The following is a 24,610-nucleotide window of genomic DNA, read 5'->3' as shown; positions in this document are numbered from 1 at the left end:
ATTATAAGTCAGACTATCTCAGTATAACATTTGTAGCGGATTTTTGCAAGTGTGAAAAACGCTTTATTTCAAATTTGTCAATACTTTTTCAATATCTGAGAAGACATCATTGATATCTTGATTACCTTCGATGTCATGAACCAAACCTTTGGCACGGTAGTGAGCAATGATTGGTTCTCCTTGAGCAATATTAACGTCCAAACGACGTTTGACTGTCTCAGGCTTATCATCTTCACGTTGGTAGTAATCTTCTTCTTTATAGTCAACTGGTGGGTTAAAAACCTTGTGGAAAGTTTCTCCAGTTACGCGGTGGATGATACGACCACTCAAACGTTCCAAGAGGCTATCTGGATTTACTTTAATGTTGATGACGCCTTCTAGTTCAATACCAAGTTCAGCCAATGTTTTGTCCAAGGCATGAGCTTGTTCGATTGTACGTGGGTAACCATCCAACAAGAATCCTGTTTCTTTAATATCATCTTGTGAAAGACGTTCTTTTACGATTCCATTTGTAACTTCATCAGGAACCAATTCACCCTTGTCAATGTATGACTTAGCAAGAACACCCATTTCAGTTTGATTTGCCATAGCAGCACGGAACATATCACCTGTTGAGATATGTGCAACATGGAATTGTTCTACGATTTTTGCTGCTTGAGTTCCCTTACCTGCACCAGGTAAGCCCATAATCAAAAGATTCATGATCTGATCTCCTTATTTTATTTTTAAATAGAAGCAAAAAGTCTTTTCACCCCTATTTAAAAACAAAATAGAAGAGGGGAGACCAAACTCTTACAAATGTTAGAGTTTAAACCTCCACTCCCTCAGTATTTACTAATTCATACTCAATGAAAATCAAAGAGCAAACTAGGAAGCTAGCCGCAGGTTGCTCAAAGCACTGCTTTGAGGTTGCAGATAAAGCTGACGTGGTTTGAAGAGATTTTCGAAGAGTATCAGTAAATACTTTTATTCTGTTCTATCCATGAAACCAACATACTTACGTTTCAATAGGTAACCTTCCAATTGTTTGATTCCTTCGATACCTGTAGAGATAATGATCAAGAGACTTGTTCCACCAAAGGCAACAACATCAGAAAGACCAAATACATCTTTAGCTGCAATCGGCAAAATGGAAATCACACCAAGGAAGAGGGAACCAACAGTTGCAAGACGACGAAGAAGTTTAGACATATATTCTTCTGTACCTTTACCAGGACGAACTCCGTGAATATAGGCACCGCTCTTTTGTAGGTTCTCTGCCGCTTTTTCAGGATTAATCTGTACAAACGTATAGAAGAATGTAAAGAGAATAATCAACAAAGCATACATGGCAATACCAGTTGGAGAAGTGGTTGCCAACATCTCTTGTGCTACCCTTACCCAAGCCCAATCATGACCTGTGGCGCTCAAAAACTGAAGAATCGCCGCAGGCGCTGCAGTAATGGAACTGGCAAAGATAACAGGGATAACTCCAGCAGGGTTTACCTTCAATGGAAGGTAAGAGCTAGATGGAGCACCTTGTGCAACCTTAGTATATTGGATTGGAATTTTGTATTCTGCTTGTTGAACATAAGTTGTAAAGTAAATGATCAACAATACAGTAATAATCAAAATGATTACGAAAATGATAGATGAAGTGATCCGGCTACTTGGGACGTTCACAAAGTAGTCCACATAGATGCCCTGAATCATCTCTGGAATTGAGGCAACAATCCCGGCAAAGATAATCATAGAAACACCATTTCCGTATCCCTTATCTGTAATTTGCTCTCCCAACCAAGTGACAATCATACTACCAGCTGTTAAGATGATACCAATCGTCAGAAAAACTTGGGGAGTTAAAGCAGTTTTAATCAATTGAGCTCCAGCCAAGGTATTAAAACCAGCTGTAATCCCGATAGATTGCACAAAGGCTAGACCAAGGGCAATATAACGAGTAGCTTGGTTCAATTTTCTTCGACCTACTTCCCCTTGTTTTCCCCACTCTACAAATTTCGGTAAAATATCCATTTGTAAGAGTTGGACAACGATAGAAGCAGTAATATAGGGACTAACTCCTAGGGCAAAAATCGAAAAGTTTTTTAGGGCATTCCCCGACACCAAGCTCAACATGTTTAAGAAGGATAATCCACTTAAAGCATTCAAGCTATTGGCATTCACACCAGGAACTGTAATGCTAGTTCCGATACGAAAGACCAAAACGATAAAAATTGTAAATAAAATTTTTGATCGAACCTGCTTGACTTTAAGAGCTTCTCTTAATAATTTAAAAAACATAGGTCACCTCTCTTAGATGACTTCTACTGAACCACCTTTAGCAGTGATAGCTTCTTCAGCTGATTTAGAGAATTTAGCTGCTTTCACAGTCAATTTCTTAATCAACTCACCGTTACCAAGAATTTTAATACCTGACTTTTCAGCTTTAACAATTCCTGCTTCGATAAGAACAACTGGAGTTACTTCAGCACCATCTTCAAAGACGTTCAATTGGTCAAGGTTCACAATTGCGTATTCTTTAGCGTTGATGTTAGTGAATCCACGTTTTGGAAGACGACGGAACAATGGAGTTTGTCCACCTTCAAAACCAAGGCGAACTCCGCCACCGCTACGAGCTTTTTGACCTTTTTGACCACGACCAGATGTTTTACCGTTACCTGATGAAGTACCACGACCAACGCGGTTACGTACTTTACGAGAACCTTCTGCAGGTTTCAATTCATGAAGTTTCATTTTTATTTTCTCCTCTTTTGTAAAATGCTAGCGCCGATAAGGGAGAAAAGGTTGTCTCCCCCATCAACTCGCCTATACGACGTCATCATAGATGACTATATCTAGTTTTAGGGGATGGTATAGTGCACATCCCCTAAAAATTCATTAGTTTACTTCTTCAACTGTTACCAAGTGAGATACTGCAGTGATCATACCACGGATAGCAGCGTTATCTTCTTTAATAACAGAGCTGTTCAATTTGCCAAGTCCAAGTGCTACAACAGTTTTACGTTGTGATGGAATGCGTCCGATTGGAGACTTAGTCAAAGTAATTTTAATTTGAGCCATTTTATCCCCTTTCTTATGCCAAATCAGAAACTGAAATACCACGAAGGGCAGCAACTTCTTCAGCGCGTTTCAATTGTTTCAAACCTTCAACAGTTGCACGAACAATGTTGATTGGAGTGTTAGAACCAAGTGATTTAGATGTAATATCTGCCACACCTGCCAATTCCACAACGGCACGAACTGCACCACCAGCGGCAACTCCAGAACCTTCTACAGCAGGTTTCAACAATACTTTAGCTCCACCGAATTCTGAAAGAACTTCGTGTGGGATTGTTGTTCCAACCATAGGAACTTCGATCAAGTTTTTCTTAGCATCATCTACTGCTTTACGGATTGCTTCTGGAACTTCTTGAGCTTTACCAGTACCAAATCCTACGCGACCGTTGTGGTCACCAACAACAACAAGAGCTGCGAAACGAAGACGACGTCCACCTTTAACAACTTTTGTAACACGATTGACAGCAACTACGCGTTCTTCTAATTCAACTGCATTGTCTTTAAATGCCATTTTCTAGTGTCCTCCTATTAGAATTTCAATCCGTTTTCACGAGCTGCATCAGCCAAAGCTTTCACACGTCCGTGATATAGATATCCACCGCGGTCGAACACCACTTCTGAAATACCTTTAGCGTTTGCACGTTCTGCAACGAGTTTACCGACAGCAACAGCTTGTTCAGTTTTAGTTCCTTTTGAAACTTCTTTATCAAGAGTTGAAGCACTTGCGAGCGTTACACCCGCTACGTCATCAATCACTTGAGCGTAGATGCCTGTATTAGAACGGAATACGTTCAAACGTGGGCGATCAGCAGTTCCAGAGAGTTTTCCGCGAACACGACGGTGGCGTTTTTGGCGGAGTTTGTTTTTATCTGGTTTTGAAATCACAGTTTTCACCTCTTTAGTTTTAAATCGTGTGCTATGCACAAAGTTGGAAAATAGGTTGGTGGTTGAGAATCAACCACTCAACATTATTTACCTGTTTTACCTTCTTTACGGCGAACGAATTCACCAACGTAACGGATACCTTTACCTTTATATGGTTCTGGTGAACGAAGGCTACGTACGTAAGCAGCTGTTTGACCAACTACTTCTTTTGAAATTCCGCTAACAACGATTGTTGTTGGGTTTGGAAGTTCAAAAGTAATTCCTTCTGGAGCTTCAACTTCGTCTGGATGAGATTTACCAACAGCCAAAACAAGTTTAGATCCTTGAAGTTGTGCACGGTAACCAACCCCGCGCATTTCAAGTTCTTTCTTGAATCCTTCTGATACACCAACAACCATGTTGTTCAAAAGGGCACGAGTAGTTCCGTGGATAGTTTTCATTTCTTTTGAATCGTTTGGACGGTGAAGAGTTACTTCAGTACCTTCCACACGGATTTCAATATCTTTTGAGAACTCACGAGTAAGTTCTCCTTTAGGTCCTTTTACAGTTACAAGGTTGTCATTGTTAGTGATTTCAACACCAGCAGGCAACACGATAACTTTATTACCAATACGTGACATGTTTATTTTCTCCTGTTAAATTGTCAGGCCAGAACGGCCAGTTTTCACGGGGCTAAATCGATTTCTCGATTTAAAGGAACATTTAGGTTTCAATTTCAAAGTGAATCTAGGCATCGTCTCGCAGGCATAACTTTGTGTTAGGCAAGAGACGATAACGAAGAGTCACAAAGAAATTGGGAACTAAATATTACCAAACGTAAGCGATAACCTCACCACCAACATTCTTTTGGCGTGCTTCTTTATCAGTAAGCAAACCTTCAGAAGTTGAAAGGATAGCAATTCCAAGTCCGTTAAGAACTTTTGGAAGGTCTTCACGTTTTTTGTAGACACGAAGTCCTGGTTTAGAAATACGTTTCAAGTTAGTGATAACTTTTTCACCGTTTGGTCCGTATTTAAGAAATACACGGATGATGCCTTGTTTGTCATCTTCGATGATTTCAACGTTTTTTACAAAACCTTCGCGTTTAAGGATTTCAGCAATCCCTTTTTTGATGTTTGATGCAGGTACTTCAAGTACTTCGTGTTTAGCTTGGTTAGCGTTACGAATACGAGTTAGGAAGTCTGCGATTGGGTCAGTCATAACCATTTTGTTTTTCTCCTCTTACTAGTAGTTTGCAAGTTGCACTTGCTAGTTAATACATGATACAAAGAGCGTAACAGCAAGAGCAAAAATAGGCAATTTGATGCAGGAGCGATGCTCCAAAGAAAATTGGTCTTTTTTTGCCAAAGCTGTAGCTCGTGTTCAAATTGGCTAGCCCAACTGAACCCGGGCTAAACTCTGTGTGAAAAAGATAAACTTTCCTAGAAACCTCAGTTTCTTCGTCAAGTTTCCTATTTTCACTTAGAGTTTTGACGCCCTTGATATCTTAAATTACCAAGATGCTTTTGTTACACCAGGAATTTGACCTTTATGCGCAAGTTCGCGAAAAGCGATACGACTCAGACCAAATTTGCGGTAAACTGAATGTGGGCGCCCCGTAACTCTACAACGATTATGTAAACGAGTCGGTGAGGCGTTGCGAGGTAATTTAGATAAACCTTCATAGTCCCCTGCTGCCTTTAATGCAGCACGTTTTTCAGCATAACGGTCAACAATTTTTTGGCGTTTAGCCTCTCTAGCTACCATTGATTTTTTAGCCATTAGATTTACCTCCTATATTATTTTGCAAAAGGCATTCCAAGGCCTGTAAGCAATGCACGTGACTCTTCGTCAGTGTTAGCAGTTGTTACGATAACAATGTCAAGACCACGAGTTTTGTCAACGTCATCGAAGTTGATTTCTGGGAAAATCAATTGTTCTTTCACACCAAGTGTATAGTTTCCGCGTCCATCAAATGATTTTGTTGGAACACCGTGGAAGTCACGTACACGTGGAAGTGAAACTGAAACCAATTTATCCAAGAAATCGTACATCCGTTCACCACGAAGGGTAACTTTTGCACCGATCGCAACACCTTCACGAAGACGGAAGCCGGCGATTGATTTTTTAGCTTTAGTGATAAGTGGTTTTTGACCTGAGATAAGTGCCAATTCTTCAGCAGCTTTTTCAAGGCTTTTAGCGTTTGATACAGCTTCACCAACACCCATGTTCAAAACGATCTTATCTACTTTAGGCACAGCCATCACTGATGAGTAGTTGAATTGTTCTGTCAAAGCAGGAACTACTTCATTAAGATATTTTTCTTTTAAACGATTTGCCATTATACTTCTCCTTTCCTTCGTGATTAATCAAGCACTTCGCCTGATTTTTTGTTGTAGCGAACTTTTTTACCGTCTACAAATTTGTAACCAACACGACCAGCTACACCATTTTTGTCCAAAACTTGAACGTTTGATACATGGATAGCTGCTTCTTTCTCGATGATACCACCTTGAGGAAGCTCGTTAGTTGGACGTTGGTGTTTCTTAACGATGTTAACACCTTCAACGATAACTTTGTTTACTTTTGGAAGGGCAGTAAGGACAACAGCTTCTGTTCCCTTATCTTTACCAGCGATTACGCGAACTTTGTCGCCTTTTTTTACAAACATTAGGTTTCTCCTTGATTTTTCTTACGCCCATAAGGGCACCCTAGCTTGAAGCTAGGGGACTAGTTTGTTTGTTTTTGCTCTTCGAAAATCAAAGCAATCCTTCGTCAGTTTCAACTCACCTAACTTAAGTTATGCTTTCGTTTTACTTCCTAGACTTGTTTTAATTTTCTTTGAGCAACCAATTAAAGTACTTCTGGAGCAAGTGACACGATCTTCATGAAGCCACCTTCACGCAATTCACGTGCAACTGGGCCAAAGATACGTGTTCCGCGAGGAGTTTTGTCTTCACGGATGATAACTGCTGCGTTTTCGTCAAATTTGATGTATGAACCATCAGCACGACGAGCACCTGATTTAGTACGAACGATAACTGCTTTAACAACGTCACCTTTTTTAACCGCACCACCAGGAGTAGCTTGTTTTACAGATGCCACGATAACATCACCGATGTTTGCAAATTTACGTCCTGAACCACCAAGAACTTTGATAGTCAAGATTTCGCGAGCACCGCTGTTGTCTGCGACTTTCAAACGAGTTTCTGTTTGAATCATTTCAGTTTTCTCCTTTCAGGTTTGATTAGATGATGACCGCTTCTTCAACAACTTCTACAAGACGGAAACGTTTTGTAGCTGAAAGCGGGCGAGTTTCCATGATACGTACGATATCGCCTTCTTTGGCAACATTGTTTTCATCATGAGCTTTATATTTTTTAGAGTAGTTAATACGTTTACCATAGACTGGGTGGTTACGTTTTGTTTCAACTACAACTGTGATTGTCTTGTCCATTTTGTCAGATACAACACGTCCAACAAGAACTTTACGATTATTGCGTTCCATTGAAATTTCTCCTTCCCTAGTCTATTATTTCGCTTCAGATTGAACTGTTTTGATACGAGCGATTTGTTTTTTAACTTCTTTCAAGCGAGCTGTTTGTTCCAATTGACCAGTAGCAGCTTGGAAACGAAGTTCAAACAATTCTTTTTTCAATTCGTTTTCGCGCTTCGCGAGTTCTTCTTGAGAAAGACCACGAAGTTCTTTAACAAATTCTTTTACTTCATTAAGTTTCATGCCTTCTCCTTATTCTGCTTCACGTTTTACGAATTTACATTTAACTGGCAATTTGTGGCTAGCAAGTCGAAGCGCTTCACGTGCAATCTCTTCAGATACACCAGCGATTTCGAACATCACTTTACCACGTTTAACTGGTGCTACCCAACCTTCAGGTGCCCCTTTACCAGATCCCATACGCACACCGATAGCTTTAGCAGTGTATGATTTGTGTGGGAAGATTTTAATCCAAACTTTACCACCACGTTTCATGTAACGAGTCATGGCGATACGAGCAGCTTCGATTTGGCGGTTAGTGATCCAGTGGCTAGTTGTAGCTTGAAGACCGTATTCACCGAATGCTACTTCTTTTCCACCTTTTGCTTCACCGCGCATTTTTCCACGGAACTCACGACGGTGTTTAACACGTTTAGGTACTAACATTGGTTATTTACCTCCTTTAGTGTTTTTACGAGCTGGAAGAACTTCACCACGGTAGATCCATACTTTAACACCAAGTTTACCGTATGTAGTATCTGCTTCTTCCCAAGCGTAATCGATATCTGCACGAAGTGTGTGAAGCGGAACAGTTCCTTCAGAGTATCCTTCAGCACGGGCGATATCTGCACCGTTCAAACGACCTGATACTTGAGTTTTGATTCCTTTAGCTCCAGCACGCATTGCACGTTGGATTGCTTGTTTTTGTGCACGACGGAAAGCAACACGTTGCTCCAATTGACGAGCAATTCCTTCACCTACAAGGTGAGCATCCAAATCAGGTTGTTTGATTTCGATGATGTTGATGTGTACTTGTTTTCCAGTCAATTTGTTAAGTTTTGCACGGAGTGCATCAACGTTAGCACCACCTTTACCGATAACCATACCTGGTTTAGCAGTGTGAAGTGAAACGTTAACTTTGTTTACTGCGCGTTCGATTTCAATAGTTGAAACTGCTGCGTCAGCAAGTTCTTTTTGAACGAATTTACGGATTGCAAGATCTTCATGAAGGTAATCCGCGTATTCTTTTTCAGCATACCATTTGGCATCCCAATCACGGATGATGCCGACACGCATACCAATTGGATGTACTTTTTGACCCACGATTTTACCTCCTTATTTTTCTGCAACAGCTACAGTGATGTGAGCTGTACGTTTGTTGATTGGTGAAGCTGAACCTTTCGCACGTGGACGGAAACGTTTCATAGTTGGTCCTTCGTTTGCGAATGCTTCAGATACTACCAAATTAGCTTTATCCAAACCAAAGTTGTTTTCAGCGTTAGCTACAGCTGAGTTCAAAACTTTCAAGATGATTTCAGCAGCTTTGTTTGGAGTGAATGTCAAGATTGCGATTGCATCGGCTACGCTTTTACCACGGATGTTATCAAGAACAAGACGTGATTTACGAGGTGAAACACGTACTGTACGAGCCATTGCTTTAGCTGAAGTAATTTCTGCCATTTATGTTCTCCTTATTTTCTACGTGTTTTCTTGTCGTCTGCAGCGTGACCTTTGTAAGTACGAGTTGGTGCAAATTCACCAAGTTTGTGACCTACCATGTCTTCTTGGATGTAAACAGGTACGTGTTTACGTCCGTCATAAACTGCAATAGTGTAACCAATGAAACTTGGGAAGATCGTTGAACGACGTGACCAAGTTTTAATAACTTTTTTCTTTTCGTCGTTAGCTTGAGCTTCAACTTTTTTCATCAAATGCTCATCGACGAAAGGTCCTTTTTTAAGACTGCGTCCCATTTTTATATTTTCTCCTTTAAATGTTGTACCACAGCGGCTTGCGCTCACATGGAGCGCTACCGAGCTGGCGGATTTACTAGTTGCTTAAGCGACTAGTTTAATATTATTTCTCGTTGCGACGACGAACGATAAGTTTGTCAGATTTCGCTTTCTTATTACGAGTTTTAAGACCAAGAGCAGGTTTGCCCCATGGAGTAGATGGTGCTTTACGACCAACTGGTGCTTTACCTTCACCACCACCGTGTGGGTGATCGTTAGGGTTCATTACAGAACCACGAACTGTTGGGCGGATACCTTTCCAACGGCTACGTCCCGCTTTACCAAGGTTTACAAGTCCGTGTTGTTCGTTTCCGACAACACCAACTGTAGCACGGCAAGTTCCAAGAATCATACGAACTTCACCTGATTGAAGACGAACAAGAACGTATTTACCTTCTTGACCCAATACTTGAGCAGATGCTCCAGCAGCACGTACCAATTCACCACCACGACCTGGTTTCAATTCGATGTTGTGGATCAAAGTACCAACTGGGATGTTAGCAAGTGGAAGAGCGTTTCCGACTTTGATATCTGCTTCTGGACCTGAAACGATACGTTGACCTACTTCAAGACCTTTTGGAGCGATGATGTATGCTTTCACACCGTCAGTGTAGTGTACAAGAGCGATGTTTGCAGAACGGTTTGGATCGTACTCGATTGTTTTAACAACCGCTTCAACGTTGTCTTTGTTACGTTTGAAGTCAACCAAACGGTAGAAACGTTTGTGTCCACCACCTTGGTGACGAACAGTGATACGACCGTTGTTGTTACGACCAGCCTTGCTCTTCAATGCAACAAGCAATGATTTTTCAGGAGTGCTTGTTGTGATTTCAGCGAAATCCAAAGAAGTCATATTACGGCGACCGTTTGTTGTTGGTTTATAAACACGAATTCCCACGATATTTCCTCCTTAGATTATTCAGCTTCAGCAGCAAACAACTCGATTGCTTTTGAATCAGCTGTAAGTGTGATGATAGCTTTTTTAGTTTTGTTAGTAAAACCAGTGTAACGTCCAACACGTTTAGCTTTTGGTTTTACGTTGATTGTGTTAACATTAGCAACTTTAACACCTTCGAAAGCAGCTTCAACAGCTTGCTTGATCAAAAGTTTGTGTGCACGAGTGTCAACTTCAAATACATATTTTCCTGCTTCAAGTTGAGCCATTGAGCTTTCAGTGATGACAGGTTTTTTGATAACATCATACAAATTCATTATGCAAGAACCTCCTCGATTTTAGAGATAGCTGCTTGAGTAACAAGAAGTTTGTCACTATTTGCGATGTCAAGAACACTTGCAGTTGTAGCAGTCGCAACTTTCACGTTTGGAAGGTTACGAGCTGAAAGAGCTGCGAATTCGTTTCCTTCTTCAAGAATAACAAGGACTTTAGAATCGATGCTCAAAGCTGCAAGAACTTTTGCAAATTCAGCAGTTTTTGGAGCTGTAAATTCAAGAGAATCAACGGCTACAAATTTATTTTCAGCAACTTTTTCTGAGTAAACAGATTTAAGCGCAAGGCGACGAACTTTTTGAGGAAGTTTGTACGCATAGCTACGTGGAGTTGGTCCGAAGACGATTCCACCACCACGCCATTGTGGAGAGCGGATAGAACCTTGACGAGCACGTCCAGTTCCTTTTTGACGCCATGGTTTGCGTCCGCCACCTGAAACAGCTGAGCGGTTTTTAACTGCGTGAGTTCCTTGACGAAGGCTAGCACGTTGGCTGATGATCACATCAAACACAACAGATTGGTTTGGTTCGATACCAAAGATTGCATCGTTAAGAACAACTTCGCCAGCTTGTTTACCAGTTTGGTCGAATAATGTTACATTTGCCATTTTGACTGTATTCCCCTTTCCTTATTATTTACCAGCTTTAACTGCTGACTTGATAGTGATAAGAGATTTCTTAGCACCTGGTACGTTACCTTTGATAAGGATAACGTTCTTTTCTGGAACAACTTGTACAACTTCAAGGTTTTGAATTGTTACGCGGTCACCACCCATACGTCCTGCAAGGTTTTTACCTTTGAATACGCGGTTAGGTGCAACAGGCCCCATAGAACCTGGACGACGGTGGTAACGAGAACCGTGAGCCATTGGTCCACGTGATTGTCCGTGGCGTTTGATAACACCTTGGAAACCTTTACCTTTAGAAGTACCAGTTACGTCAACAACGTCTCCAGCTGCGAATGTTTCAACTGTGATTTCAGCACCAACTTCCAAGCCTTCAACGTTTTTGAATTCACGAATGAAGCGCTTAGGAGCCGTGTTAGCTTTCGCTACATGTCCTTTAGCAGGTTTGTTGCTCAATACTTCGCGTTTGTCATCGAAACCAACTTGGATAGCGTTGTATCCGTCTGTTTCAACAGTTTTAACTTGAAGAACAACGTTTGGAGTTGCTTCAATAACTGTTACAGGGATCAATTCGCCAGCTTCAGTGAAGATTTGAGTCATTCCCACTTTTTTCCCTAAGATTCCTTTTGTCATGAGAAAATAGTTCCTTTTCTATATTTTTTATTCAAAAAGTTTTTAACGAGCGTTTTTTATGCTCAGGTCTAAGATACAAAGGGCGTCAAACTCAAAGTGAAAATAGGAAACTGACGCAGTGTCTAGCAGACACTAGGAAGTTTATCTTTTTCACACCGAGTTTAGCCCGTGTTCAATTAGATTGAAACACCAGCCTCTGCTCTTTTATATTTTAGATTAAAGTTTAATTTCTACGTTTACACCACTTGGAAGATCCAATTTCATCAAAGCATCAACTGTTTTTTGAGTTGGGTTAACGATATCGATCAAACGTTTGTGTGTACGCATTTCAAATTGTTCGCGAGAGTCTTTGTATTTGTGAGTCGCACGAATAATTGTGTAGAGGCTACGTTCAGTTGGAAGTGGGATTGGACCCGCAACTTGTGCACCTGTACGAGTAGCTGATTCTACGATTTTTGCAGCCGCTGTGTCAAGCGTACGGTGTTCGTAAGCTTTCAAACGGATACGGATTTTTTTGTTTGCCATTTTTTTCTCCTTTTCGTCTATTTAAGATAATAGGCTAGCTCCACAAGAAAACCGACGCGGCGTTGCGTGGCAATGCAACCGAGCGTGTCGCAACCTCTTGCATCAAAGCTAAAGCTGTAATTTACAGCACCATAATAGAATAACACAAAGCCCCTGCGATTGCAAGGGATTTGTTAGGTTTTTTTCTTTTTTTTGGGATGAAATCGCTTTTGATGAAAAGTTTTACAAAAAATCAAGAAATAAAACAGCGAAAGCGTTGTCAAATTAAAAATAATAGAGTATAATAAGAGATGTAAATATAATTTAAAAAATAGGACAAACCAAAACAAAAACGGAGGGGGAGATGTTTTAAGAAAAAATTATTATACCTTCATTGAGAGGACTAATTTTAGTTCTCAAAAATATTGGTAGAATTTGTGGGAGTTTAGCAAGCTCTCGCCAATGAATGAAATTAGTTAAGATGTTGTAAATGGAACTATAAACTAGATTTTCTTCAATAAGATTGGAATGTGAGTAAGCTATGATTAGAAAAAAATTTTTATTAGCGATTATTGGGATTATTTTGCTATTTTTGGGGTATTGGGGCTGGAAAGTATATCAAGACAGTACAAGAGAAATTATTCCACTAGAGTCTTTACAAGTAACGGTAATAAAAACCGATAAAGATTATTCTATATCTGTTAAAGCAGATTTAGATAATTTTGAACAACTCTCAAATTATCAAGCAATACAAATAAGTAATGATGTCTATTTATATTTTATGAAAACGAAGGCAATTTTTAAAAAAAATACAGTAGATGCAGATTTATCAAATATCTTGGTTGGCAATATAAACCAAGCCATCAACAACATATATGTCGTTAGTGGCAATGATATTATCGTTAAATTTAATGATAGTAAGTATAATCACATCAATGTTTTGAAGTATACTGATAGAAAATTGTTGCTTCGTTTAAATTAAAAAGCGCATTACTTAATAAGAAAGGAAAAAATATGTTAAGAAAATTTAAATCATTAATATTTCTGTCTCTTGCTTCACTATCTCTTATTTCTGGGACTGCTGCATTCGCCGCACAAGGTTCATGGTTTTCTAATTTCCAATTTGACGTAAACGGTGTTTCAGGAGTAGGGACCTCTAATTCTTTTAATGAGGTAGGTCACTTTACTTTTAGAGTAATCCGAGCAGATGGTTCTTGGATTGGCTATAGTAATCACACAATAGGGCCTAATCAATCAGCTTCTAATAGTTACTGGGGGCAACCTGCTTTAGATAGACAGGGGCAAGTTATTATAAACAATAGATATTGGCATACACCTTGGTTTAATTCATAAAAACTTTATGTGTCTGAATATTAGTACTTTTGGCTAATGTCTAACCCTTCAAAATAGCAAAAATAAAAGTTGAGTTACATTAGCATTATTCTAAATAACTCAACTTTTATTTTTGGGAAAATATATTATATATCCATGGTGCTTAGTCAATTAAAAATAATAAAATCATACTGACATAAATTTGAACTATTTTAAAATTAACTAGTACCGTGATTCTACAGCAGGTTCTCATATTATTTTTAGATGTCATTGGAGAGTAAAAGGTATGTTGAAAATTTCAAATCTTGACAAAAAATATAAAGAAAAAATAGTTTTGAATTCAGTTACACTCAATATAGAAGACTCAAATAAAATTTATTCTTTAATAGGTGAAAGCGGAACAGGTAAATCAACATTGTTTAATATTTTATTTGGTTTAGATCAGGAGTATGAAGGAGAGTATACTTTATTCAAGCAAAACGCAAAAGAATATAGTTTGGATACATGGGCGCAGTTAAGAGAATCAAAGATAGGATTAGTTTTTCAAGATTATAAACTTTTGGAAGACTTTACTGTTTTTGAAAATTTAAAATTAGCAAGTAATGCACCGGATTCAGATATCGGAAGTATCATGAAAGAATTAGATATTTTTGATTTGAAATCTAAGTTTTGCTTTGAGTTAAGCGGAGGGCAAAAGCAGAGGGTAGCTCTTGCACGTGCAGCCATAAAAAAACCAAAGATTTTACTATTAGATGAACCTACAGGAAACTTAGATACTTCAACCAGCCAATTAGTTTTTAAATATCTACAAAAACTTAGAAATAGAGGGATTCTTATTTTTCTATATCACTCATGATAGAGAGTTGGCTAATTTGGCAGATGTTGTATATGAGATAAAAGATAAAACAATTAAAGAAGTCAGGAGAACAGAGGAAAATATAAAGTTATCTGATAACTTCAACGAAAATACTCGAAAAATTCCCTTTAATTTTACTATAGATTATGTAAAATATAAGTCAATTCGAAATATGAAGAGGCAATTACTTCTAATAGTTCCTATGACTTTAATAATATCTATTTTTATACTAGGCTTTACTGCGTATCGTTCAGCTTCTTTACTTAGTTTTGAGAGTTTTTTTTCTGGAATAAGTGAAAGAGTCATAGTGGCATCTACTCAGCAACTCAATACAGATACAATAAAAGATTATAATGAAAATAATATACAAAGCCCTTATGATGGTAAGAGAATAGGTTTTTCGGATAAAGATAAACAACAAGTTGAATCTATTGATGGAATTGAGAAGGTAATTTTATTTAATCATGGTGTAAAATCTAATTATAACAATGCTTATAATAGTTTAAATTTAAATTTTTCTGAAAAAGATTTTTCTAGTAAAATAAGAAAGTTTAACTATGGCTGGAATAAAATTTCTTCACTTTCATTCAATTTCCAAAAACTCGATGTTCCTAAATACTTTATTTCAGATTATAATTCTGAGAATATAATCCTGTTATCAGGTGACTATCCAAAGGATGACAGTAATGAAGTTTTAGTACCAGATACTTTTATTTTGCAACATTTAAATACTGAAGACTATCAAAAAGTTCTTAGAAAAGAAATTGATTTGGAAACAGCAAATATATACTCTAAGGAAAAAAAGAATGATAAAGTAATAATTAGCGGTGTTTATCAAACATATTATCAAAATAGTTTGAAATCAAATTATCCAATTTACTCATCTTATTTTGAAGAATCTAATCTTGAATATTTTTTAAGTCAAGAATCATATGAGCATCACAAACAAATATTATCGTTGACTCCTGAAACATCAAAGGCTAGTAAAGACATTGTAGATAGTTATGAAAATTATGTAAATGCTGTAGGGACGAGCAAAGATGGATTGTTAATAAAAATAACTGGTGATGTAGAGACTATTTCTAAAAATCTGCAAAAACTATTTCCTAAGTATCGATTAGCTTCCAGATATGATATGAGGTCAGGAACTTTTAGTGATATTTATGGTAGCTTAGTGAGAATATTGATAGTTGGTTCGACTGTAATTTCTCTGGTCATAGGATTAGTAGTTGCATTTTTAAATAAGGGATATATAATCAATAGATCAAAAGAGTTAGCTATTTTATATAGCTTAGGGTATAAGAAAAAGTATATTTTTTCAATAATATTTTTTGACAATATATTAATTTTTCTTTTATCTTTCTTTAGTGCAGTGCTAATAACTACAGGATTAAATTTAGTTTATCTCAGTAAGACTGTGTACTTCTCCTATTTTTCATCGTTATCATCATTATCAAATATGGGATATATTTTTGCACTTGTTATATTGATGATGTTAGTATCGGATATATGGGGGTTGAACACTGTTAAACAAAGGCAACTCCGGAAATTTTTGAATAATCAATTTTAACAATGTTAATCAAGAGTTTATTACATCAAATTTTGTGAACACTCTTTGATTTTAGCTAAAATATCTCATTGTCATGGATATTGGGAGGCTTTAAGATATTAAAAGAGAGGGAATTGAACTCAGTAATATCATTAATTTAATGAGCTAACTATTTGAATAGAAGATATGATTGAAATCATCAAAGCGATTCTCTATCCTATCTTCTATTTTTTTGCATAACAAACAGAGGGGGGCACCCCATTTTTTGAGATTTATGTTACTCTATAGATATAGTTAATTGAAACAAGAGCAGGACAGAAGAGACTCGTAAAAGGTATTGCAACTTGGTAATACCTTTTTGAGGTGCTTTTTGATATGAGCCCATGTTTTCTCAATAGGATTGTACTCAGATGAGTAGGGAGGAAGAGGTAAAAGTTCATGCGCCACCGGCAGACAAGCTGTCACCTTTTGATTTGGTGCGTCCTTTGGCACTACCAGATGGCGTTCTGAGGTGATATAAGGATCTGTTTCTAGCAAATTTACTGTAGTAGAATCTAAAGCTTGGTACAATTCTTGAGCAAAGGTTGATTTACCCGAAGCTCCATGACCGTATATTCCCAGTGTCCTGACTTTCCCCGTCTCGATCTCTGAGACTAGTTGGTCTACTAAGTCTTTTTTCTTCATTCTCTCTTCACCTGTTCATAGCTTTCTTTTCCGTAATTGAGCTTGTCCCAAATCACTACTTGCCCACTTTTGAGCGATTTTTGCACATCGATAACTCGTTGGTTAGACGAACCTCGAAACTGGAGCATATGATTTCTCTTAGTTCGATCATATCGTCCATCGACAAGAATGTCAATCAGTGACAAGAGTTCCAGTTTATCTGGAGTTTCCAACATCATTTCTTCCCAAGTGTAGCCGGTCCAGGACCAGATGTCCTTGTCTGGCAATTCCTTCCGAATCCGCTTAGCAAGTGGCAAGAGAATCCCAGTATTAAGAAAAGGCTCCCCTCCCAGCAAGGTCAAGCCTTGAACATAAGGTTGAGCGAGATCTTCCATGATCTGCTCTTCTAATTCTGCTGTATAGGGAATGCCTGCATTGAAAGACCAAGTCGCAACATTATAGCACCCCTCGCAGTGGAACATACAGCCTGCGACATAGAGGGAGTTGCGCACGCCTTCTCCATCGACAAAGTTAAAGGCCTTGTAATCAATAATCCGCCCTTTACTAAGCTCCTCGCTTTTCCATTCACCAGGTTTTGGTGTATTCCATGTCATGCTGTCTACTCCAAGTCTATCCAATAGCGCTCAGTTCCGTTTCGAACATCCTCCAACTCCCCACCATTAGCTAAGATAACAGCTCGGCTTGCTGGATTTTCTGTGCTACAAGTCACTAAAGCTCGTTTAATATTCTTTTCCTTAGCAACTTGCAAGCCCTGACGGAGAGTTTCCTTAGCATAACCCTTGCCTCTTTCTGATGGACGAATGGAGTAGCCAATGTGGCCAGCATGATTCAGCAAGCCCTCATGTAGTCTCAGCCGTAGATTCAAAAAGCCTAAAGCATGGCCTGATTTATCAAACAATACGAACTGAATTGATGGAACGCGATTTTCCAGCAATCCTATTCCCATTTCTTTTTGCATATTTGTTTCCAACCACTCTTCATACACAAAGTTCTCTGTATCCCAGAATCCTCCGTCATGGGCTGATTGGGTCTGCTCAAACTCTGCCATCATCTCTAAAACTGTTTCTTTATCTGCTAATCTTGGTCTTCGTAGTTCCATCCTTACCTCCCACTAAGAGAAAAGCGAGAGCTGACTCTCACTTTTATTTCTTCTTATTCTTATTTAAAAATTGTTCTCTGAGGTTGAGCAAGCGTTCTTTTTTACCAGCTCCACCTTTAGAGTGTTTCTCGTGATAACGGGTCACTTGTGCGCGTCCCTTATCGTCTAATTGATATTTTCCCATGTTTTCCTTTTCTAATGCTTCAATTCATTGTATTGATTATAAATAGTTTCATACTCATCTGCCATTTTACGGTCAAGCTCTTTAAATACTTTATCATCCGAATATTTTAACTCATGAATATCAAATTTATTATATACTTTGTATTTTTCAAATAATTCTTTTCCTTGATGTGAGTTTTTCATTGCCACTAAATACAATTGAAATGATTCATTATATTCCGCTAATATGTAAAAGTAACGATAATAACCAATTTGCTCCTTTGCTTCAATCGATGTGGCTAAAGGTGCCGAATGAATAATCTTACTTCCATCCTCCTCTCGAATTTCATCTGAAAAATATAAATTAACTTCACCGTTTTGGAGCTCCTCTCTTTTAAAAAGAAGATACGGACGTTTCGAACTACCGCTTTGAATGACATTTCCATTCTTAGATAGCAGTTTTAATTGTTGAACACCATTTAATTCACGAATATTTATATTATAGTTTAACGTCTTATCTACAATCGTAAGCCCTTCAAACCCCATTATTGTAGCTGGAGCATGCAACTTAGGGGGAGTCGTCTCTATATCTGTAATCTCAATTCCATATTCTTTTCTAGCTACATTATTCGCCTCTTTTGAAAGACTATTTGCCTGTTCTGCTATAGTATTAGCCACCTTGCTTAATTGATTCGATTGAGCACTGATGGAAATCCCCATAAAACCAATTACAAACGTCTCTACTACAAACCGATAATTACTTTTTATCCAACATAATACTCTTCTTATCATCTAATTGATATTTTCCCATTTCATTTCTTTCTAATTTGTTACTTGATGGCCAGCTATTTTAATAGTTGAGCCATTCATGTGTTTGACACGCGCAGCGATTTCCTTGTGACGTCCATTAACCATCGGACGCGCTTGAGGATTACCTAAATATCCACAAGTCCGTTTAACAACGTCTACTGTTTTAGGGTCGCTATTGCCACAGTTAGGGCAAGCAAAGCCCCTCTCAGTTGGTTCAAAATCCCCTTCAAAGTCACACTTGTAGCAACGGTCTATTGGAGTATTGATCCCAAGATAGCCCACACGGTCATAGGCATAATCCCAGACAGCTTCCAGAGCCTTAGGATTTTGCTGGAGGACTGGATACTCACAATAATGGATGAAACCACCTGACGCACCTGCTTCTGGATAGACTTTCTCAAAGTCCAATTTTTCAAACGGTGTTGGATTTTTACGAACATCGTAGTGGAAAGAATTAGTGTAGTATTCCTTGTCTGTGATATCAGGAATAGAGCCAAACTTGTCTGTATCTAGTCGGCAGAAACGGTCTGTCAGACTTTCAGATGGTGTTGAGTAGATAGAAAAATGATAGCCATATTGGTCAGACCACTCTTCTACACGGCGTTTCATATCACGAATGATATCCAGCGTGAATTCCTTGGCTTCTGGATTGTGTTCCCAGCTATTTCCAAAGAAGACGGTAGCCACTTCGTACAAACCGATGTAACCCAGCGAAACGGTTGCCCGACGATTCTTAAAGAGCTGGTCAACACTTTCTTCTTTACCTAGACGATGACCAAAAGCACCGTACTGATAAAGGATAGGAGCATTGGCTGGTGTTGCTTCTTTAGTTCGTTCGACACGGTAAACCAGAGCATCTTCAGCGATATTCATCCGCTCATTGAAGATTTCCCAGAACTTATTCATGTCGCCCTCAGACTCAAGGGCAATACGAGGCAGGTTAACCGTCACAACACCCAGATTCATGCGACCTGAATTGACTTCTACACCATTTTCGTCTTTCCATCCTTGGAGGAAAGAACGACAGCCCATAGGTACCTTGAAGGAACCTGTCAAGTCAACAATCTTATCATAGGACAAAACATCCGGATACATCCGCTTGGTTGCACACTCAAGAGCCAACTGCTTAATATCGTAGTTGGGAGTCCCTTCTTCCAAGTTAAGGCCTCTTTTCAGCGTAAAAATCAGTTTAGGGAAGATAGCCGTTCGATGTTCTGAACCAAGGCCCTTGATTCGGATGTTCAAGATAGCTTTTTGAATTTCACGCTCAAAACGACTAGTTCCTAGACCAAAACCTAGCGAAGTAAAAGGTGTTTGCCCATTTGAAGTGAAGAGAGTGTTGATTTCATACTCGAGAGATTGCATGGCATCATAGATGTCCTTTTGCGTTTTCTTCCAAGCGTAATCTTCCCGTTTTTCAGGCAAAACCCATTCTTCCGCATCTTTGAGATGTTTTTGATAGTTCTTCTCTGCATAAGGCGCCAAAACTTCATCGATACGGTCAGCTGAACAGCCACCGTACTGGCTAGAAGCAACGTTGGCGATGATTTGGGAAATCTGAGCTGTTGCAGTCTGGATAGACTTAGGACTTTCCACCTCTGCATTTCCAATCTTAAAACCATTTTCCAACATACCTTTAAAATCAATCAAACAGCAGTTGGTCATAGGTGTATAGGGACTGTAGTCCAAATCGTGATAGTGGATATCCCCTTTTTGGTGGGCATTGGCTACGTGCTTGGGAAGCATTTGCAGTCCGATTGATTTCCCAACAATGCCTGCTGTCAAATCACGCTGGGTATTAAAGACGTCGCTGTCTTTATTGGCATTTTCATTGACAACTGCCTGATCTTTGTTGAGAAGCTTATGGATACTAAAGTTGATATCCGTCGCTTTTGAACGCTCAAAATCCCTTTGTGTCCGATAAGTAATATACTCCTCAGCCAGCGCATATTCTTTGGCTTCAAGCAGTTCATGTTCTACGATATTTTGAATTTCGTAAATCTTAACCCCCTGTGGAAAGCGACTATGAATTTCTGTGACAATTCGCTCGGTCAGAGCATTTAGGCGTTTTTCGACCAAGGGTGTCACATCCATAACCTTGTCAGCCGCCTTGTGGAGAGCCTTGTCAATCTTATCCACATCAAATACAACACGTCTCCCATCTCGTTTCTCGACGAAGAGAGTTGGCAAAATTGTAATTTTTTCTTCTAGTGCAATCATATGCATGCTCTTTTCTAAAATGTTCTTTCTAAAAAGTATTATACCACTCTAAAAAGAAAAATCAATATCTTGTGTTAAAAATCCTAAAATTTTTAAAAATACACAAGATATTGATTTGGTTATTTAATTTTATAGACTTTAAACTCTGAGTAATCAGTCTTTACTTGTTGGTAATTTTCTTTTAAGAGTATCTCCACTTCAGACCAGACTGGCACCTTGTCATTTACCACAATCACCTTAGGTTGTTTTTCTTTCAAGTCATTAAGTAACTTATTCCGATTTTCCTCAGTTGCTGTATAGTGCAACGGGGACAAAATAGCCGATGGCGACAAGCGCTCACTCTTACGATAAAGAGTTGCAGTATCATCCCATGCATAGATAGCATCTTCCGTATTTGTCTCCTCTTTTACCAAATCAGCAAGACGATTACGTTCTTGATAAGGTACCGGATAAAGGACAAACTTCATCAAAAAAGGAACAGTCAAAAGATAGACAAGCCCTAAAACTGGCAGATATAGATTTCCTTTAAAAAAACGACTCCATAGGCTAACTGGCGTTTCTCTTCGTCTTCTTCTAACACTACGCCCCCTCTGTTGACTCTTAATATTGGTTACCAATAAAAGTAGGAAAACAGGGAAGACGACCATCAAATAAGAAGCGTGCAGAGGCTCTTGTGAAAAGAAAAGCAAAATCAAACCTAAAATTGTCACAAGACTTGCAGGAACCGAAATGACGTATAGTTTAGAAGGTTTGGATTGAAAGAGACCTAAAAAGATACAAACCACAAATCCCAAACCAAGGGACAACAAGCCATAAAAAGCCATATTCTCTAAAATTTTAGAAGTGAAATCAAAGCGAATACTGTCAATGGGATAGCGAATACCACTAATGGCATCCCCAAAACTTCCTGTTGCAACACTATAGTAGGCAGTTGGATAAAAGACCAGTGAAAAACCTAAAGTCACTGCAAGAAACTGATAAAATCCATGTGCAAAGCGTCTATGCCCAAGGTTAAAGACCAACAAGCCTAAACTCACTACAGCAATAAACAGGAGCGATGCCAAGGGAGCAAAGAAAAATCCGCCTGCCAAAGCCAGCCCAATCCGTACAAATCCCTTATCATGGCTTGGATTGCTTAGATAAGCCGCAACTAAACTAAAGGCTGCGAATAAGAAAGGAAGCGCTAAAAGAGTCGCATAACCTCCACCAAAAGCAAGACCTGTAACTAGCATGTAAAAAATAGTCACTACTTGTCCAGCTTGGTCTCCTTGCTCTGTCAAGGTGTCTGCCGATCGAAAGAGGAAAAATCCTCCTGCTACCAAGGCTAACCACTCAAAGATGGCAAAGAAAAATCCGCCCTGAGTCACGTAAGTCAGCAAATAATAAAGCAAACCTTGACTTCCATAATAGTCGCTATAAATCTTCCCTGTCTGATGAAGCGCCCAACCTGCATAAAAATCCTGCACTTCCTGTGCACTCATTAAATCGAGTAATAGCGGTACTCCTAGAGTTATCCCCGTTACAAGTGTACTCCATAGTAAAATTTTCACCAAAGGAAGACGACTTGATTCACGATGATGCAATTCTTGTTTGATTTGGTATTCTAGAGGTTCACGATTCTCCTGATGAACTTCTTCTACTCTACCATACACACTCATATCGTTTCTCCTATTCAATTTATCTGTCTTAGTATATCAAAAAGTCCTAGGATTGTCAGCTTGCGATGGCTGTTTGAGTGATTTTTTGCATAAGTTTACAAAGATTTCAATCTCCCGAAAGCGGTGTAAATGTGTCTGTTTAAATGACATGATATAATCCAATTCTTTCTGAGTCAGCATCGTCCCTCCCTATATCTTTCTATTCGTAAAAAGCAAGAAAAAGAGGACTGGTTTGTGTCCTAAGTCCTAGATTTCTTATAAGATTGGGGCGAATAACTGGGCAATTTCTTTTACAAGTTTTTGATACCAGCTCGTTTTGATAGAATGAGGATAGACTTCCTGAGAATCTGCAAATATATTTTGAAAATCTCGGGCTATTTCCATTATAGAAGGAGTTTTATAGAGTAAGACTGCATTTTCATAATGGTGTACCAAGCTCCGGTAGTCGAGATTGATTGTCCCCACCACCGCAAAATCTTCGTCTACCAACATCTGCTTACTATGAATAAAACCTGGACTATACTCATAAATTCGAACACCAGCAGAAAGAAGGTCTGGATAAGCGCCTCTTGTGACTAACTGAATGAACTTCTTATCTGGTATGTAAGGGGTAACAATCCGAACATCGACCCCTCTCATAGCTGCATTTTTGATTGTCTCCGTTAAATCATAGTCTATGATCAAATAAGGTGTCGTAATATAGACCGATTCCGTTGCTTGATTGATCAAACTCTGATAAACCTTTTTCCCTACCTGCGTTCGAAAAATTGGCTTGGGTCCACTTCCGTATGGAATGGTTAAACCGTCACTTGGGATAGAATGATTTTCTAAATGATATTGATCAAAATCACTAATCTCTCCTCGATTGATGTACCAAGTGGTTAAAAACAAGCGTGTCAGGGCTTTTACTGCTAGTCCGTCTAAGCGAATTCCACTATCCTTCCAATAACCAAATCTCTCGACATGGTTAATGTACTCATCGGCTAAGTTAATGCCTCCTGTATAAGCTATCTGACCATCAACAATCAATATTTTTCTATGATCTCTGTTATTATAGGCCACTGTCAAACGAGGAATAACTTTATTGAATTTATGGGCCTCGATGCCCAGCTGACGAAGTCGATGTGCATAATCTCCTGTTAAAGTAGCCATACAGCCGATATCATCATAGAGCAGTTTAACCTCAACTCCTTGAGCGACCTTTTGCTCTAGTATATCTAGTATGCGATTCCACATCAAACCTTCTTCTATAATGTAATATTCCAAGAAAATAAATTTTTCAGCCTTTTTAAGATCTTCTACCATCTTTTTCCACATAGCTTCTCCGTTAGGAAAAAATGTAGAGGCAGTTTGATCATAGACATCGGCATTGGTATCCATACTCAATAAGGACTTGATGACGCCATATGCCGCCTTGTCACTTTCTTTTAATTCCTCTTTTAGTAGCTGGCTATTTGCTTCTTGGAAATGCATGGAGTCTAGCTTCTTCAGTTGTTTGATTTCTTTTTTGGACAATCTCCTCTCACCAAACATCAGATAGAGCAAGGGGCCAAATACTGGCACAAAGGCTACTAATAACCAGGTTACCTTATTCTCAGGAGTCGTATTACGGTTGACTATCGAAATAATTGTGATGATACTCAGTAGAATGAGAACAGTAATCCATAAAATGGGAGCCATGCGTCCTAAATAAAGAAAGAGACCAAAAGCCAGACAAAGTTCAAGTAGCATAATCGAAAGACTAAAGCCATACTTGGACATCAATAATTGAAATTTTCTATATTTCATATCTCCTCCTTGATATTTTGAATGCTAAAAACAAGT

34 protein-coding genes and 2 pseudogenes are annotated in these 24,610 nt (G+C 38.8%); 4 read left to right on the top strand and 32 right to left on the bottom strand.

Annotated features, from left to right (window positions below):
• Positions 1-63: 63 nt before the first annotated feature.
• The 23 genes from HT729_RS01775 to rpsJ all read right to left on the bottom strand — a co-directional run bounded on the left by HT729_RS01775 (position 64) and on the right by rpsJ (position 12,437).
• A complete protein-coding gene (locus HT729_RS01775; protein WP_049552540.1) occupies positions 64-702 on the bottom strand; it encodes an adenylate kinase in 639 nt (212 codons plus the stop codon).
• 264 nt (positions 703-966) lie between these two features.
• Positions 967-2,277 (bottom strand): preprotein translocase subunit SecY, encoded by a 1,311-nt coding sequence (gene secY, locus HT729_RS01770; protein WP_000465393.1) that lies wholly within the window; start codon positions 2,275-2,277, stop codon positions 967-969.
• A 12-nt stretch (positions 2,278-2,289) separates the two neighbouring features.
• Positions 2,290-2,730: a 50S ribosomal protein L15 gene (gene rplO, locus HT729_RS01765; RefSeq protein ID WP_000766086.1), complete on the bottom strand. Its 441-nt coding sequence runs from the start codon at positions 2,728-2,730 to the stop codon at positions 2,290-2,292.
• 144 nt (positions 2,731-2,874) lie between these two features.
• Positions 2,875-3,057 (bottom strand): 50S ribosomal protein L30, encoded by a 183-nt coding sequence (gene rpmD / locus HT729_RS01760; protein WP_000057241.1) that lies wholly within the window; start codon positions 3,055-3,057, stop codon positions 2,875-2,877.
• 13 nt (positions 3,058-3,070) lie between these two features.
• The gene (rpsE, locus tag HT729_RS01755; protein WP_000874202.1) at positions 3,071-3,565 is read right to left on the bottom strand and encodes a 30S ribosomal protein S5; all 495 of its coding nucleotides are present in this window, start codon (positions 3,563-3,565) and stop codon (positions 3,071-3,073) included.
• A gap of 17 nt (positions 3,566-3,582) precedes the next feature.
• Complete coding sequence (rplR, locus tag HT729_RS01750; protein WP_000624044.1) at positions 3,583-3,939, bottom strand: 50S ribosomal protein L18; 357 nt, start codon at positions 3,937-3,939, stop codon at positions 3,583-3,585.
• An 83-nt stretch (positions 3,940-4,022) separates the two neighbouring features.
• Positions 4,023-4,559, bottom strand: a complete 537-nt coding sequence (gene rplF / locus HT729_RS01745) for a 50S ribosomal protein L6 (protein ID WP_000086622.1) — start codon at positions 4,557-4,559, stop codon at positions 4,023-4,025.
• Between the two features lie 187 nt (positions 4,560-4,746).
• Entirely contained in the window at positions 4,747-5,145 is a 399-nt protein-coding gene (gene rpsH / locus HT729_RS01740) for a 30S ribosomal protein S8 (RefSeq protein WP_000245503.1), read from the bottom strand.
• Positions 5,146-5,430: 285 nt separating this feature from the next.
• Positions 5,431-5,700 carry a 30S ribosomal protein S14 gene (rpsN, locus tag HT729_RS01735; RefSeq protein WP_001085703.1) on the bottom strand — a complete coding sequence of 90 codons (270 nt, stop codon included), beginning with the start codon at positions 5,698-5,700 and terminating at the stop codon, positions 5,431-5,433.
• Between the two features lie 17 nt (positions 5,701-5,717).
• Positions 5,718-6,260, bottom strand: coding sequence for a 50S ribosomal protein L5 (gene rplE, locus HT729_RS01730; RefSeq protein WP_172931588.1), 543 nt, complete (start codon positions 6,258-6,260; stop codon positions 5,718-5,720).
• Positions 6,261-6,283: 23 nt separating this feature from the next.
• Positions 6,284-6,589 (bottom strand): 50S ribosomal protein L24, encoded by a 306-nt coding sequence (gene rplX, locus HT729_RS01725; protein ID WP_000497691.1) that lies wholly within the window; start codon positions 6,587-6,589, stop codon positions 6,284-6,286.
• A gap of 182 nt (positions 6,590-6,771) precedes the next feature.
• Positions 6,772-7,140, bottom strand: coding sequence for a 50S ribosomal protein L14 (gene rplN / locus HT729_RS01720; protein ID WP_000616545.1), 369 nt, complete (start codon positions 7,138-7,140; stop codon positions 6,772-6,774).
• A gap of 25 nt (positions 7,141-7,165) precedes the next feature.
• Positions 7,166-7,426, bottom strand: a complete 261-nt coding sequence (rpsQ, locus tag HT729_RS01715; protein ID WP_000440801.1) for a 30S ribosomal protein S17 — start codon at positions 7,424-7,426, stop codon at positions 7,166-7,168.
• A gap of 24 nt (positions 7,427-7,450) precedes the next feature.
• Positions 7,451-7,657 (bottom strand): 50S ribosomal protein L29, encoded by a 207-nt coding sequence (gene rpmC / locus HT729_RS01710; protein WP_000772918.1) that lies wholly within the window; start codon positions 7,655-7,657, stop codon positions 7,451-7,453.
• Between the two features lie 9 nt (positions 7,658-7,666).
• Entirely contained in the window at positions 7,667-8,080 is a 414-nt protein-coding gene (gene rplP, locus HT729_RS01705) for a 50S ribosomal protein L16 (RefSeq protein ID WP_000960946.1), read from the bottom strand.
• Positions 8,081-8,083: 3 nt separating this feature from the next.
• Complete coding sequence (gene rpsC, locus HT729_RS01700) at positions 8,084-8,737, bottom strand: 30S ribosomal protein S3 (protein WP_000529936.1); 654 nt, start codon at positions 8,735-8,737, stop codon at positions 8,084-8,086.
• A 12-nt stretch (positions 8,738-8,749) separates the two neighbouring features.
• Entirely contained in the window at positions 8,750-9,094 is a 345-nt protein-coding gene (rplV, locus tag HT729_RS01695) for a 50S ribosomal protein L22 (RefSeq protein WP_000818137.1), read from the bottom strand.
• Between the two features lie 11 nt (positions 9,095-9,105).
• Positions 9,106-9,387, bottom strand: a complete 282-nt coding sequence (gene rpsS / locus HT729_RS01690; protein ID WP_000533766.1) for a 30S ribosomal protein S19 — start codon at positions 9,385-9,387, stop codon at positions 9,106-9,108.
• A 103-nt stretch (positions 9,388-9,490) separates the two neighbouring features.
• Positions 9,491-10,324 (bottom strand): 50S ribosomal protein L2, encoded by an 834-nt coding sequence (gene rplB / locus HT729_RS01685; protein WP_000512910.1) that lies wholly within the window; start codon positions 10,322-10,324, stop codon positions 9,491-9,493.
• Between the two features lie 17 nt (positions 10,325-10,341).
• Positions 10,342-10,638 carry a 50S ribosomal protein L23 gene (locus HT729_RS01680; RefSeq protein ID WP_001055347.1) on the bottom strand — a complete coding sequence of 99 codons (297 nt, stop codon included), beginning with the start codon at positions 10,636-10,638 and terminating at the stop codon, positions 10,342-10,344.
• Positions 10,638-11,261, bottom strand: a complete 624-nt coding sequence (rplD, locus tag HT729_RS01675; protein WP_000024549.1) for a 50S ribosomal protein L4 — start codon at positions 11,259-11,261, stop codon at positions 10,638-10,640. The genes HT729_RS01680 and rplD overlap by 1 nt, the downstream gene beginning before the upstream one ends.
• Positions 11,262-11,285: 24 nt before the next feature.
• On the bottom strand, positions 11,286-11,912 hold the full coding sequence (gene rplC / locus HT729_RS01670) for a 50S ribosomal protein L3 (RefSeq protein ID WP_000160197.1): 627 nt from the start codon (positions 11,910-11,912) through the stop codon (positions 11,286-11,288).
• Positions 11,913-12,128: 216 nt separating this feature from the next.
• A complete protein-coding gene (gene rpsJ / locus HT729_RS01665; RefSeq protein ID WP_001284513.1) occupies positions 12,129-12,437 on the bottom strand; it encodes a 30S ribosomal protein S10 in 309 nt (102 codons plus the stop codon).
• Between the two features lie 520 nt (positions 12,438-12,957).
• On the opposite strand from rpsJ, the gene HT729_RS01660 reads away from it, so the two are divergent.
• The 4 genes from HT729_RS01660 (at position 12,958) to HT729_RS01645 (ending at position 16,174) form a co-directional block, all read left to right on the top strand.
• Entirely contained in the window at positions 12,958-13,398 is a 441-nt protein-coding gene (locus tag HT729_RS01660; protein ID WP_050222809.1) for a hypothetical protein, read from the top strand.
• Between the two features lie 32 nt (positions 13,399-13,430).
• Positions 13,431-13,769, top strand: a complete 339-nt coding sequence (locus HT729_RS01655; protein WP_050222808.1) for a hypothetical protein — start codon at positions 13,431-13,433, stop codon at positions 13,767-13,769.
• A gap of 265 nt (positions 13,770-14,034) precedes the next feature.
• Complete coding sequence (locus HT729_RS01650; protein WP_172931587.1) at positions 14,035-14,604, top strand: ABC transporter ATP-binding protein; 570 nt, start codon at positions 14,035-14,037, stop codon at positions 14,602-14,604.
• A gap of 16 nt (positions 14,605-14,620) precedes the next feature.
• The gene (locus HT729_RS01645; RefSeq protein ID WP_172931586.1) at positions 14,621-16,174 is read left to right on the top strand and encodes an ABC transporter permease; all 1,554 of its coding nucleotides are present in this window, start codon (positions 14,621-14,623) and stop codon (positions 16,172-16,174) included.
• 273 nt (positions 16,175-16,447) lie between these two features.
• On the opposite strand, the pseudogene HT729_RS01640 reads toward HT729_RS01645, so the two are convergent.
• The 9 genes and pseudogenes from HT729_RS01640 to cls form a co-directional block, all read right to left on the bottom strand.
• A pseudogene (locus HT729_RS01640) lies at positions 16,448-16,594 on the bottom strand (transposase); the annotation flags it as partial.
• Positions 16,586-16,837 (bottom strand): annotated as a pseudogene (locus tag HT729_RS01635) (phosphoribulokinase); the annotation flags it as partial. The pseudogenes HT729_RS01635 and HT729_RS01640, both read right to left, overlap by 9 nt.
• Positions 16,834-17,430, bottom strand: coding sequence for an anaerobic ribonucleoside-triphosphate reductase activating protein (nrdG, locus tag HT729_RS01630; RefSeq protein WP_054392570.1), 597 nt, complete (start codon positions 17,428-17,430; stop codon positions 16,834-16,836). The gene nrdG and the pseudogene HT729_RS01635, both read right to left, overlap by 4 nt.
• A gap of 5 nt (positions 17,431-17,435) precedes the next feature.
• Positions 17,436-17,936: a GNAT family N-acetyltransferase gene (locus HT729_RS01625; RefSeq protein ID WP_054392569.1), complete on the bottom strand. Its 501-nt coding sequence runs from the start codon at positions 17,934-17,936 to the stop codon at positions 17,436-17,438.
• A 43-nt stretch (positions 17,937-17,979) separates the two neighbouring features.
• Positions 17,980-18,120, bottom strand: a complete 141-nt coding sequence (locus HT729_RS01620) for a hypothetical protein (RefSeq protein WP_000521618.1) — start codon at positions 18,118-18,120, stop codon at positions 17,980-17,982.
• Between the two features lie 11 nt (positions 18,121-18,131).
• Positions 18,132-18,818: a hypothetical protein gene (locus HT729_RS01615; protein ID WP_138702592.1), complete on the bottom strand. Its 687-nt coding sequence runs from the start codon at positions 18,816-18,818 to the stop codon at positions 18,132-18,134.
• 102 nt (positions 18,819-18,920) lie between these two features.
• Positions 18,921-21,128 (bottom strand): anaerobic ribonucleoside-triphosphate reductase, encoded by a 2,208-nt coding sequence (nrdD, locus tag HT729_RS01610; protein WP_166736639.1) that lies wholly within the window; start codon positions 21,126-21,128, stop codon positions 18,921-18,923.
• 119 nt (positions 21,129-21,247) lie between these two features.
• Positions 21,248-22,786 carry a damage-inducible protein CinA gene (locus HT729_RS01605; RefSeq protein ID WP_166736638.1) on the bottom strand — a complete coding sequence of 513 codons (1,539 nt, stop codon included), beginning with the start codon at positions 22,784-22,786 and terminating at the stop codon, positions 21,248-21,250.
• Between the two features lie 255 nt (positions 22,787-23,041).
• Positions 23,042-24,574 carry a cardiolipin synthase gene (gene cls, locus HT729_RS01600; RefSeq protein WP_166736637.1) on the bottom strand — a complete coding sequence of 511 codons (1,533 nt, stop codon included), beginning with the start codon at positions 24,572-24,574 and terminating at the stop codon, positions 23,042-23,044.
• Positions 24,575-24,610: the final 36 nt, after the last annotated feature.

This window comes from Streptococcus sp. 79, from assembly GCF_013277425.1.
GTDB classification, from domain to species: Bacteria; Bacillota; Bacilli; order Lactobacillales; family Streptococcaceae; genus Streptococcus; species Streptococcus pseudopneumoniae.
The sequence above is the reverse complement of the archived record's forward strand: the minus strand, read 5'-3'. Positions and strand labels throughout refer to the sequence as shown.